This window comes from Rhodococcus sp. Q, from assembly GCF_005503035.1.
In the GTDB taxonomy this organism is placed as follows: domain Bacteria; phylum Actinomycetota; class Actinomycetes; order Mycobacteriales; family Mycobacteriaceae; genus Rhodococcus_G.
This window is the reverse complement of sequence record NZ_SCOY01000005.1, coordinates 238,727-249,916: the sequence shown is the minus strand read 5'-3', so window position 1 is coordinate 249,916 and position 11,190 is coordinate 238,727. Positions and strand designations below refer to the sequence as shown.

12 protein-coding genes are annotated in these 11,190 nt (G+C 66.7%); 4 read left to right on the top strand and 8 right to left on the bottom strand.

From position 1 onward, the window contains the following. Nucleotides 1-8: 8 nt before the first annotated feature. A complete protein-coding gene (gene uvrB / locus FFS72_RS08220; protein ID WP_137873467.1) occupies nucleotides 9-2,165 on the bottom strand; it encodes an excinuclease ABC subunit UvrB in 2,157 nt (718 codons plus the stop codon). A gap of 82 nt (nucleotides 2,166-2,247) precedes the next feature. On the opposite strand from uvrB, the gene FFS72_RS08215 reads away from it, so the two are divergent. Then, nucleotides 2,248-2,751: a ribonuclease FAU-1 family protein gene (locus FFS72_RS08215; protein WP_249353188.1), complete on the top strand. Its 504-nt coding sequence runs from the start codon at nucleotides 2,248-2,250 to the stop codon at nucleotides 2,749-2,751. Between the two features lie 24 nt (nucleotides 2,752-2,775). On the opposite strand, the gene coaE is transcribed toward FFS72_RS08215, so the two are convergent. Further along, entirely contained in the window at nucleotides 2,776-3,999 is a 1,224-nt protein-coding gene (gene coaE / locus FFS72_RS08210) for a dephospho-CoA kinase (RefSeq protein ID WP_137873466.1), read from the bottom strand. A gap of 123 nt (nucleotides 4,000-4,122) precedes the next feature. On the opposite strand from coaE, the gene FFS72_RS08205 reads away from it, so the two are divergent. Both FFS72_RS08205 and FFS72_RS08200 read left to right on the top strand, forming a co-directional pair. Continuing rightward, a complete protein-coding gene (locus FFS72_RS08205; protein ID WP_137873465.1) occupies nucleotides 4,123-4,341 on the top strand; it encodes a hypothetical protein in 219 nt (72 codons plus the stop codon). Nucleotides 4,342-4,458: 117 nt separating this feature from the next. After that, nucleotides 4,459-4,704: a hypothetical protein gene (locus FFS72_RS08200; protein WP_137873464.1), complete on the top strand. Its 246-nt coding sequence runs from the start codon at nucleotides 4,459-4,461 to the stop codon at nucleotides 4,702-4,704. Between the two features lie 100 nt (nucleotides 4,705-4,804). Here FFS72_RS08200 and rpsA read toward each other — a convergent pair whose 3' ends face one another. Beyond that, entirely contained in the window at nucleotides 4,805-6,277 is a 1,473-nt protein-coding gene (rpsA, locus tag FFS72_RS08195) for a 30S ribosomal protein S1 (RefSeq protein ID WP_137873463.1), read from the bottom strand. A 187-nt stretch (nucleotides 6,278-6,464) separates the two neighbouring features. On the opposite strand from rpsA, the gene FFS72_RS08190 reads away from it, so the two are divergent. After that, nucleotides 6,465-7,340, top strand: a complete 876-nt coding sequence (locus FFS72_RS08190; protein ID WP_137873462.1) for a class I SAM-dependent methyltransferase — start codon at nucleotides 6,465-6,467, stop codon at nucleotides 7,338-7,340. A 10-nt stretch (nucleotides 7,341-7,350) separates the two neighbouring features. Here the strand turns inward: FFS72_RS08190 and FFS72_RS08185 are convergent, their stop codons facing one another. The 5 genes from FFS72_RS08185 to FFS72_RS08165 form a co-directional block, all read right to left on the bottom strand. Continuing rightward, nucleotides 7,351-7,530 carry a type II toxin-antitoxin system antitoxin gene (locus tag FFS72_RS08185; protein ID WP_137873461.1) on the bottom strand — a complete coding sequence of 60 codons (180 nt, stop codon included), beginning with the start codon at nucleotides 7,528-7,530 and terminating at the stop codon, nucleotides 7,351-7,353. 1 nt (nucleotide 7,531) lies between these two features. Then, complete coding sequence (locus FFS72_RS08180; protein WP_137873460.1) at nucleotides 7,532-8,428, bottom strand: SPFH domain-containing protein; 897 nt, start codon at nucleotides 8,426-8,428, stop codon at nucleotides 7,532-7,534. 106 nt (nucleotides 8,429-8,534) lie between these two features. Beyond that, the gene (locus FFS72_RS08175) at nucleotides 8,535-9,287 is read right to left on the bottom strand and encodes an amino acid ABC transporter ATP-binding protein (protein ID WP_137873521.1); all 753 of its coding nucleotides are present in this window, start codon (nucleotides 9,285-9,287) and stop codon (nucleotides 8,535-8,537) included. A gap of 27 nt (nucleotides 9,288-9,314) precedes the next feature. Further along, nucleotides 9,315-10,262: an amino acid ABC transporter permease gene (locus FFS72_RS08170; protein WP_137873459.1), complete on the bottom strand. Its 948-nt coding sequence runs from the start codon at nucleotides 10,260-10,262 to the stop codon at nucleotides 9,315-9,317. Nucleotides 10,263-10,288: 26 nt separating this feature from the next. Then, nucleotides 10,289-11,179, bottom strand: a complete 891-nt coding sequence (locus tag FFS72_RS08165; protein WP_137873458.1) for an ABC transporter substrate-binding protein — start codon at nucleotides 11,177-11,179, stop codon at nucleotides 10,289-10,291. Nucleotides 11,180-11,190 lie beyond the last annotated feature (11 nt).

The following is an 11,190-nucleotide window of genomic DNA, read 5'->3' as shown; positions in this document are numbered from 1 at the left end:
GCCCGTCACTACTTGAGCCCGGCCGCGTCCATCCCACGCAGTTCCTTCTTCAGGTCGGCGATCTCGTCGCGGAGTCGTCCGGCCAGCTCGAACTGGAGGTCACGGGCCGCGTTCATCATCTGGTCGGTGAGCTCCTTCACCAGGTCCGCGAGCTCGGCCCGCGGCATCGACTTCACGTCGCGCCCCTCGTACACGCCTGCACTGACGGCACGACCCGCCTCACCCTGCGCGCGACGACCGCGGCTGGCGTTGCGGCCGGAACCGCCGATCTCGACGTCGGTGTCGTCGGCCTCCTCGTAGACCTGGTCGAGGATGTCGGCGATCTTCTTGCGCAGCGGCTGCGGATCGACGCCCATCTCGGCGTTGTACGCAATCTGCTTCTCGCGGCGACGCTCCGTTTCCTCGATCGCACGGGCCATCGAGTCGGTGATCTTGTCGGCGTACATGTGCACCTGGCCGGACACGTTGCGGGCGGCACGACCGATCGTCTGGATCAGGCTGGTCGTACTGCGCAGGAATCCTTCCTTGTCGGCATCGAGGATCGCGACGAGGGAGACCTCAGGAAGGTCGAGGCCCTCGCGAAGCAGGTTGATGCCGACCAGGACGTCGTACTCGCCGAGCCGCAGCTGACGCAGCAACTCGACGCGACGCAGGGTGTCGATGTCCGAGTGCAGGTACCGCACACGGATGCCGAGTTCGAGGAGGTAGTCCGTGAGGTCCTCGGACATCTTCTTGGTCAGTGTGGTGACCAGGACACGTTCGTCGCGTTGGGTGCGCTCCCGGATCTCGTGGACCAGGTCGTCGATCTGCCCCTTCGTCGGCTTCACCACGACCTCGGGGTCGACGAGCCCGGTCGGGCGAATCACCTGTTCGACGAACTCACCGCCCGCCCGGCCCAGCTCGTACGGGCCGGGTGTCGCGGACAGGTACACCGTCTGCCCGATCCGATTCGCGAACTCCTCCCAGGTGAGCGGCCGGTTGTCGGTGGCCGAGGGGAGACGGAAGCCGTACTCCACGAGATTGCGCTTGCGGGACATGTCGCCCTCGTACATCGCGCCGATCTGCGGCACGGTCACGTGCGACTCGTCGATGACGAGCAGGAAGTCCTCGGGGAAGTAGTCGATCAGGGTCGCGGGCGCCGAACCCGCGGGACGGCCGTCGATGTGCCGCGAATAGTTCTCGATTCCCGAGCAGAAGCCGACCTGCTTGATCATCTCGAGGTCGTAATTGGTGCGCATCCGCAGCCGCTGCGCCTCCAGCAGCTTGCCCCGATTCTCCAGGTCGGTGAGGCGCTCCTCGAGCTCCGCCTCGATGTCGCGCACCGCGCGCTCCATCCGTTCCGGCCCCGCGACGTAGTGGGTGGCCGGGAAGATGCGCAGCGAGTCGACCTGCCGGACGACGTCACCGGTCAACGGGTGCAGGTAGTACAGGGCCTCGATCTCGTCGCCGAAGAACTCGATCCGCACGGCGAGTTCCTCGTACGACGGAATGATCTCCACGGTGTCCCCGCGAACCCGGAACGAGCCCCGCGTGAACGCGACGTCGTTGCGGTTGTACTGCACGTCGACGAGCAGGCGCAGGAGTGCGTCCCTCGGAACCTCGACACCGACCTCGAGCTCGATCGACCGGTCCAGGTAGGACTGCGGCGTGCCGAGACCGTAGATGCACGACACCGACGCGACCACGACCACGTCGCGCCGCGACAGCAGACTCGACGTCGCCGAGTGCCGCAGGCGCTCGACGTCGTCGTTGATCGACGAGTCCTTCTCGATGTAGGTGTCCGTCTGCGCGATGTACGCCTCGGGTTGGTAGTAGTCGTAGTACGAGACGAAGTACTCGACCGCGTTGTTGGGGAGCATCTCGCGCAGTTCGTTGGCCAGCTGCGCGGCGAGGGTCTTGTTCGGCGCCATCACGAGCGTCGGACGCTGCACCTGCTCGATCAACCACGCCGTCGTCGCGGACTTGCCGGTGCCCGTCGCACCAAGGAGCACGATGTCCTTGTCACCGTCGTTCAGCCGTCTCGTGAGCTCGGCGATCGCCTGCGGCTGATCGCCTGCAGGCTGATGCTCGCTGACGACCTCGAACCGACCGTCGGACCGTTCGACGTCGCCGACCGGCCGAAACTCGGAGTGCGCCACCACTGGATGCTCGGATGCAAACGCCATGCGCTCCAGGGTAGGCGCAGGGACCGACAAGGTCCGGTGATGCGAGGTGTCGCACATCGGCCTGAGCGGTAGGTTCCCAGCCATGCACGTTCATCCGCCGAAGAAGGAGGCCTTCGACCTGTCGGACCTCACCAACACCGATCCGAAGGGTTTCGTGCGGCCCGTCGAGCACTACCGGCGTGAACCGTGGGGGCTCTACATGGCCCGGCACTCCGACCATCCGCACTTCCACTACCTGGAATCGTGGCTGTTGCCCGATCTCGGGTTGCGCGCGTCGATCTTCCATTACCACCCGTATCACGCCCGCGACCAGGACCGATACGTCGACATCGGAGAGTTCGTCCCGGGCGAACCGGTGTGGCGGTCCGTGGACCACTACCTCGACCTGGTGGTCCGCACCGGGCGCGACACCGAACTGCTCGACGTCGACGAACTCCTCGCCGCCCACACCGCCGGGCATCTCGATGCGGCGACCGCCGAGAGGGCGATCGCGACGGCGACACGGGCCGTCGACGGGATCGCGACCCACGGCCACGACCTCGACGCCTGGCTGGCGTCGGAGGGAATGCCGGTCAACTGGCGGTGACGGCGCCCTCCCCCAGCGCCGGCGTCACCGCGCGTCGGGGGTCCAGCCGGTCCGGTCGATCCACTGCTCGACCCTCGTGTAGGCGCCGTCGAACCACGGCGTCTTCGCCTCCAGGTAGCGCTCGGTCGCGACCGCGACGTCCGATTCGCCTGCCGCGCTCTGCGCAGCGCTGCGCTTGATCGCCAGATAGTCGGCCTGCTCGGTCTCGTTCGCACGGAGCCAGTCACGGAAGGCCAATGCAAACCGTTGCCCCGGCCACCCGTCGACCCGAATGTGTACATTGGCGGGTCGGCCGGGATCCGCAGACCCGTGGAAACGCTTGTCCCACAACGACGGGTCGGCCTCGCCTCCGATTCCGTACGCGGGCTTCGGGTCGTCGGCCGTCACGGCGTCTACACGCGGGAAGCCGGCCTCTGCCAGACGATCCGCAAGAGCGTCCGCGACATCGAGGCTGGTGACGGTGATCTGGAGGTCGATCACGTCCTTCGCATCGAGACCGGGCACTGCCGTGGAACCGACGTGGTCGACGCGCAGCGCGTCTCCTGCGCACACGAACCTGAGTCGATCGGCGAGCCGCCGCCCCTGCTCCGCCCAGGCCGGGTCGGCCTCGACCAGGACCGGCAGTGCGCGCACCACAACCGAATTCGCGATGTTGTCCGCGTAGGACTGCAACCGATCCCACAGCGCCGTCACGACCGAGTCGAGTTCGCCCTGCGGCCCACTGTTGTCGAGCCACACATCGGCAGCGGCGCGGCGTTGTTCGTCGGTGGCCTGGGACGCGATCCGGGCACGCGCATCGTCCTCGGGCATGCCCCGCAACTCGACCAGTCGGCGAACCCGTTCGGCCTCGTCGACGTACACGATGACGACCAGATTGAACATCGCACCCATCCGCCCCTCGACCAGGAGCGGGATGTCCTGCAGGACCACGGAATCCGTAGGCGCGGCATCCACCAGAGCGGCCGTTCGCGCCCCGATCAGGGGATGTAGGATTCCGTTGAGTCGACCGCGGGCCGCGTCGTCGCCGAACGCCTTGGCAGCCAGGGCGGCTCGGTCGAGTTTCCCGTCGGGCAGCAGGATCTCCGGACCGAACTCGTCAGCGAGCGCGGCGAGTCCGGGGGTGCCCGGTTCCACGACCTCACGCGCAATCAGGTCCGCGTCGACGACGACGGCCCCGAGATCGCCGAGGATCCGTGACACGGTGGACTTTCCAGCTCCAATGCCTCCAGTGAGGCCGATTCGCAACACGCCCCACAGTCTGTCATCAAACACGCCCGCTGCACATCCGCCCCAAATCACCAGGTATCACACGTTCGTCGGCTATCTTCGAGCAGACGTGCCAGGCCACCCACTTCGAGATGAAGGAACACCATGAGCACCACTTCTCCCCAGCCTGGTCGGCACCGTCTTGGCATGGTCGACGGGGTGCATTGCATCCTGATCCCCGAGGTGGCGCTCGCCCTGCAGGAACACCGTCGTAACTGGTTCACTCAGATGCTCAGTCCGGCGCGGCACAGCTTCGCGTCGATGCGCAAGCGCACTGCTGAGATGCACAGCTCGTGGGCCGCCGGTGCGGCCACCGCGAACTGACACCCCGGCCACACCGACTCCACACGACAGCGACCCCACCCGGAGATCCGGGTGGGGTCGCTGTCGTCGGCGCCCCTGCGGGATGCGGCACCGGCTCTCCGGTTCTACCGTGAACACATGACTGTCACAGCCGATGACCTGCGCACACTGCTGTCCAGCACCGAACCCGGCGCCACATTGGTGCTGGAGGAAGGCAAGACCAAGATCTATTCGCGGGACCAGGCCGCGAAGCTCTCGTCCTGGGTGGTCACCACGCTCGACGACCTGCGCCACGATCTCCCGGACGCCGACAATCCCACCGCCCACGACCTGGACGAACGTGCCGCGATGCTCGACTCCACGATCGCGAGCCAGGGCGGTTGAGATCCTCGGTCACCATGTTCCCCGACCACGCCGAAGGCCCCGGTCCTGCATGTGCAGGACCGGGGCCTTCGTAGTTCACACCCGATTACGGGTGATCATGTCAGGCGTTGCCGGACAGCTTCTCGCGGAGCGCGGCGAGCTGGGCGTCGCTTGCCAGCGAGCCGCCGGCCTCGGCGGCCGCAGCAGGCTGACCCTCAGCAGCACCGGACTCGGAGGAGTAGTTGGTGCCCGACGCACCGGCCGCAGCCTCGGCAGCCTCGTCGGCAGCCATCTTCTCCATCTGAGCGGTGTGCATCTTGTGGCGACGCTCGGCCTCGGCGTACCGGGACTCCCACTCTTCACGCTGCTTGTCGAAGCCCTCGAGCCATTCGTTGGTCTCGGGATCGAAGCCCTCGGGGAAGATGTAGTTGCCCTGGTCGTCGTAGCTGTCGGCCATGCCGTACTTCGACGGATCGAACTCGGCGTTGTAGTCCTCGTTCGCCTGCTTGAGCGACAGCGAGATCCGGCGACGCTCCAGGTCGATGTCGATGACCTTGACCATCGCGTCGTCGCCGACGGCAACAACCTGGTCCGGGACCTCGACGTGGCGCTCGGCCAGCTCGGAGATGTGAACCAGGCCCTCGATGCCCTCCTCGACACGCACGAACGCGCCGAACGGAACGAGCTTGGTGACCTTGCCCGGAACGATCTGACCGATCGCGTGGGTGCGGGCGAACTGACGCCACGGGTCCTCCTGCGTCGCCTTCAGCGACAGGGAGACACGCTCGCGGTCCAGGTCGACGTCGAGAACCTCGACGGTGACCTCGTTGCCGACCTCGACAACCTCGGACGGGTGGTCGATGTGCTTCCAGGACAGCTCGGAGACGTGCACCAGGCCGTCGACACCGCCGAGATCGACGAACGCGCCGAAGTTGACGATGGAGGACACGACGCCCTTGCGGACCTGGCCCTTCTGGAGCTGGTGCAGGAACTCGCTGCGGACCTCGGACTGGGTCTGCTCGAGCCATGCACGACGCGACAGGACCACGTTGTTGCGGTTCTTGTCGAGCTCGATGATCTTGGCCTCGATCTCCTTGCCGACGTACGGCTGGAGGTCGCGGACGCGACGCATCTCGACGAGCGATGCGGGAAGGAAGCCGCGCAGGCCGATGTCGAGGATCAGGCCGCCCTTGACGACCTCGATGACGGTGCCCTTGACGGCCTCGTCCTTCTCCTTGAGCTCCTCGATGGTGCCCCAGGCACGCTCGTACTGAGCGCGCTTCTTCGACAGGATCAGGCGACCTTCCTTGTCCTCCTTGGTGAGGACCAGGGCTTCGACCTCATCGCCCACGGAGACGACCTCGTTGGGGTCGACGTCGTGCTTGATGGAGAGCTCGCGGGAAGGAATGACGCCTTCGGTCTTGTAACCGATGTCGAGCAGGACCTCGTCGCGATCAACCTTGACGATGGTGCCTTCGACGATGTCGCCATCGTTGAAGTACTTGATCGTGGCGTCGATGGCGGCGAGGAAGTCCTCGGCGGAGCCGATGTCGTTGACGGCTACCTGCGGCGAGGTGACGGTTGTGGAGGGCATTAGGTGAATTGCTCCGGAGGGATTGGTTCGGTTGATGGTGTTCTGTCAGACTCACGACCGCCCACCGCCGACTCCCAGGAGGAGTTGCACGGCGGACACTCGCGAGTGACAGGGTACGCGACCGTAAGGGAGCTGGGCAAACCCGGGTGGCACTCGACGCGGCGACGGCGATACCGTGCTCAACGCCATGACGCAGCATCACGAAGATCCCCAGGACGCACCCGACCGGCACGCCGCCGCCAACGCGACGCTCGGCACCACCGGATTCAGCAGGGCCAGGGTGGACACCGCGCAGAGCGAGCGCGCGAGCCGCGCCTGGTGGGACGCCGACGCGGACGACTATCACCGTACCCACGGCCAGTTCCTCGGGGTGGACTCCGACCACGGCGAGTTCGTCTGGTGCCCGGAGGGGCTGCACGAGGGGGACGTGAAACTGCTCGGCGACGTCTCGGGACTCGACGTCCTGGAGATCGGATGCGGATCGGCTCCGTGCGCCCGGTGGCTCGCAGGCCAGGGTGCGCGTCCCGTCGGCCTCGACATCTCCCGGGGCATGCTCGACCGCGGCCTGGCCGCGATGGAGCGCGGCGGACCCCGCGTTCCGCTCGTCCAGGCCGGCGCGGAGTCGCTGCCGTTCGCCGACGCGAGCTTCGACGTCGCGTGTTCGGCGTTCGGCGCGGTGCCCTTCGTCGCGGACTCCGCACTGGTGATGCGGGAGGTCGCGCGCGTACTGCGTCCGGGCGGCCGGTGGGTGTTCGCGGTGAACCACCCGATGCGGTGGATCTTCCCCGACGACCCGGGTCCGGCCGGGCTGACGGCCACCATCCCCTACTTCGATCGCACCCCGTACGTCGAGGTCGACGAATCCGGCACTCCCACCTACGTCGAACACCACCGCACGATCGGCGACCGGGTCCGCGAGATCGTTGCGGCGGGTCTCGAACTGCGTGACGTGGTCGAACCCGACTGGCCCGAGTGGCTGGACCGGGAGTGGGGCCAGTGGAGTCCGCTTCGCGGGCAACTGTTCCCCGGTACCGCGATCTTCGTCTGCCACAAGCCGGCCTGACCCCGACCCTTCACTCGCGTCGCCGGGGGGACCTCCCCGCTTCGTCGAGTGCGCGGCGCAACGCGTACTCGAGTTGTGCGTTGACGCTGCGCAGGTCGTCGGCCGCCCACTTCGCGATCGCGTCGTAGACGGCCGGGTCCAGCCGCAGCAGGACCTTCTTCCGTTCCGTGCGCCGACCCGGTTCGGTCATGTCAGGCGTACAGGGTGCCGGCGTTGACCACCGGCTGGGTGGCCTTGTCCCCGCACAGGACGACGAGGAGGTTCGACACCATCGCCGCGCGGCGCTCGTCGTCGAGGTCGACCACCGACTGCTCCGCGAGCTGGTCGAGCGCCATACCGACCATCCCGACAGCGCCTTCGACGATCATCGCCCGCGCAGCGACGACCTGCGCCGCCTGCTGCCGGACCAGCATTGCCTGCGCGATCTCCGGCGCATAGGCGAGGTGAGTGATGCGGGCCTCGACGATCTCGATGCCCGCCAGCTCGGTGCGCTCACCCAGTTCGCTCGTCAGTTCCGCGGCGACCTGCGCGCCGTCGCGCAGGCTCGTGGTGTCCGCCGCGTCGGAGTCGACGGGCACGATGGTGGTGTCGTACGGGTGGGTGGTCGCGAGGTGCCGCACCGCGGTCTCCGACTGGATGGCGACGTACTCCTCGTAGTCGTCGACCGCGAAGATGGCCTTGCCGCTGTCGACCACCTTGTAGACGACGACGGCGGCGATCTCGACGGGATTGCCCACGGCGTCGTTGACCTTGAGCTTCGAGGTCTCGAAGTTCCGCACCCGCAGCGTGACGCGACGCTTGACCGTCAGCGGCACCACCCACTTGAACCCGTCGTCGGCGACGGTTCCGAAGTACCGGCCGAAGAACTGGATCACCCGCGCCTCATTGGGGTTGATGACCACGAATCCCGTTGCAAGGCAGAGGATCACCAGGCCCAGGAGCCCCGCAACAACCCAGAAGGCGATGCGCTGCGCCATCGCGATGTCGAGAAACACCCCCGCCAGTGCCAGTCCGGCGGCGACCAACGTCCCGACCGTCACCACCAACAGCATCACGAACCCGTTCAGCCGAAATGCCCTGCGCTCCATTGCACCAACCCTTGCTATCGAAGTGATATCACTAAGGTATCACTGACACTGACCGAATGTGACGTTCGGTCAGACGGGGCAGGGATGGGCGACCGGATCGGGCCGGTCAGAGGAGCTTCGAGAGGAAGGCCTTGGTGCGCTCGTGCTGCGGGTTGGCGAGCAGAGCGCGGGGCTCCCCCGACTCCACGACGACACCGCCGTCCATGAACACCAGCTGGTCGGCGACCTCGCGGGCGAAGCCCATCTCGTGGGTCACGACGACCATCGTCATGCCCTCCTTGGCGAGGTTCTGCATGACGGTGAGCACCTCACCGACGAGCTCCGGATCGAGCGCGGACGTCGGTTCGTCGAACAGCATCAACTTCGGGTCCATCGCGAGGGCCCGGGCGATGGCGACGCGCTGCTGCTGGCCGCCCGACAGTTGCGCCGGGTACGCATCGGCCTTCTCGGCGAGCCCGACCTGGTCGAGCAAGTCCATTGCCCGCGTCACCGCGTCCTTGCGCTTCACCTTCTTCACCTGGGTAGGTGCTTCGACGACGTTCTCGAGCGCGGTGCGATGCGGGAACAGGTTGAAGTGCTGGAACACCATGCCGATGTCGCGGCGCTGCTTCGCCGCGGCCCGCGGGTGCAGTTCGTAGAGCTTGCCGTTCTTCTCCTGGTAGCCGACGAGGTCGCCGTCGACGTAAAGCCTGCCCGCGCTGACCTGTTCGAGGTGGTTGATGCACCGCAGGAACGTCGACTTGCCGGACCCCGACGGCCCGACGAGGCAGAGCACCTGCCCGCGGTCGATCTCGAGTGTCACTCCGCGCAGCACCTTGAGCGCGCCGTAGCTCTTGCAGACCCGGTCTGCCTTGACCATCGGAGTCGTCGACGGAGCAGTCATCGGTCATCCTCCCTGTCCGCCGGCAGGACCCGTCGGCGGCTTGTTCTGGGCGTCGGCGAGTGCCTGAAGCTGTCGGGCGGTGAGCACCCGCGACAACCCCTTCGAGTAGTGCCGTTCGAGGTAGTACTGCCCGATCATGAGGATGCTGGTGATAACCAGGTACCAGGTCGCCGCGACGAGGAGCAGCGGGATCGGTTGGAAGTTGGCTCCCGAGATGTCGCGCGCCCGGCCGTACAGCTCGCCGGTGTACGGCACCGCCAGGACGAGTGACGTGGTTTTCAGCATGCTGATCAGCTCGTTGCCGGTCGGCGGAATGATCACGCGCATCGCTTGCGGGAGGACCGTGCGGCGCATCGTCTGCGACCACGACATTCCGAGCGCCGTCGACGCCTCCGTCTGACCCTCGTTGACGGAACCGACACCGGCGCGGACGATTTCGGCCATGTACGCGGCCTCGTTGAGACCCAACCCGATCACCGCGAACAGGAACGGCGCCTGCAGGTCCTGGAGGTCGAACTCCACGAACTGCGGCCCGAAAGGGATGCCGAGGAACACGGTCTGATAGATGGCCGGGAACAGACCCCAGAACACCAACTGCACGTACACAGGCGTGCCGCGGAAGATCCAGAGATACAGCCAGGCGGCCGTTCGCAGCACCGGATTCGGTGACAGTCGCATCACGGCGAGGACGACACCGAGCACCACCGCGATGATCATGGAGAGGACCGTCAGCTCGATGGTCCGTACCGCGCCTTCGGTGATCCGCGCGTCGAAGAGATACTGCCCGTACACGTCCCACGCGAATGCCTCGTTGGTGGCGGCGCCGTATATGAAGAGCGCGGCGAGCACCACGACGACCGTGCCCGCGATCCAGCGACCGGGGTGACGAAGCGGCACCGCCTGGATCGGTTCGGGTTCGCCCGTGTGCTCGGACACCGTTTCCTGCGCCATCGCGTCCACCTTCCGGTCGTGTGGTGTCAGCTCGTCGCGCCGTTGAACTGCGCAGTGGTCACGGTTCCCTCACCGACGCCCCAGTTGTCGGCGATCTGCTGGTACGCGCTGGTGTCGATGAGGTGTTGCAGTGCCGCCATCAATGCCGGGGCCAGCGGTGAGCCCTTCTTCAGCGGCCATCCGTACGGTGCCGAGTCGAAGATGTCGCCCGCGTCCTCGAGCCTGCCGCCGCTGCGCTTGATCGCGTAGGCGGTGACGGGTGAGTCCGCCGACATCGCGTCGATGCGGCCGAGGATCAGCGCGTTGGAGACGTCGTCCTGGCTGTCGTACTTGACCTTGACGATCGGATCCTTGCCCGCCGCGACGCAGGCGTCGCTCTTCGCCGGGACCTCGTCGATGTCCTCGTAGGTGGTCGTCTGCACCCCGACGCGCAGCCCGCAGGCGTTGTTGGGATCCACCGGCTCACCGGTGCGCTGCGCCCACTGCACACCCGCCTGGTAGTAGTCGACGAAGTCCACCGACTGCTGGCGTTCCACGGTGTCCGTGAACGACGACATGCCGAGGTCGAAGGTGCCTGCCTGGACGGCCGGGATGATCTTGTCGAAGTCGGCCTGGTTGAACTCGGCTCGCAACCCGAGCACGGAGGCGACCGCATCCATCAGGTCCACGTCGAAACCGACGATCTCGCCGTTCTCGTCCTTGAACTCGTTGGGCGCGTAGGGCACGTTGACGCCGATCCGGAGCCGCCCCGAATCCGCGACGGCGGGCGGCAGCTTCGCGGCGATCTCCTCGACTCGGTCGACGTGAACGGTGTCGGGCGGAACGAGGCCCTCACTGTTGTGGACACAGGCCGAGGCCGCGAGGGTGACCGCGGCCAGCACACCGAAAAGCCGGACACGCCTGGATGGTCGACGCACCCACCTCGCAA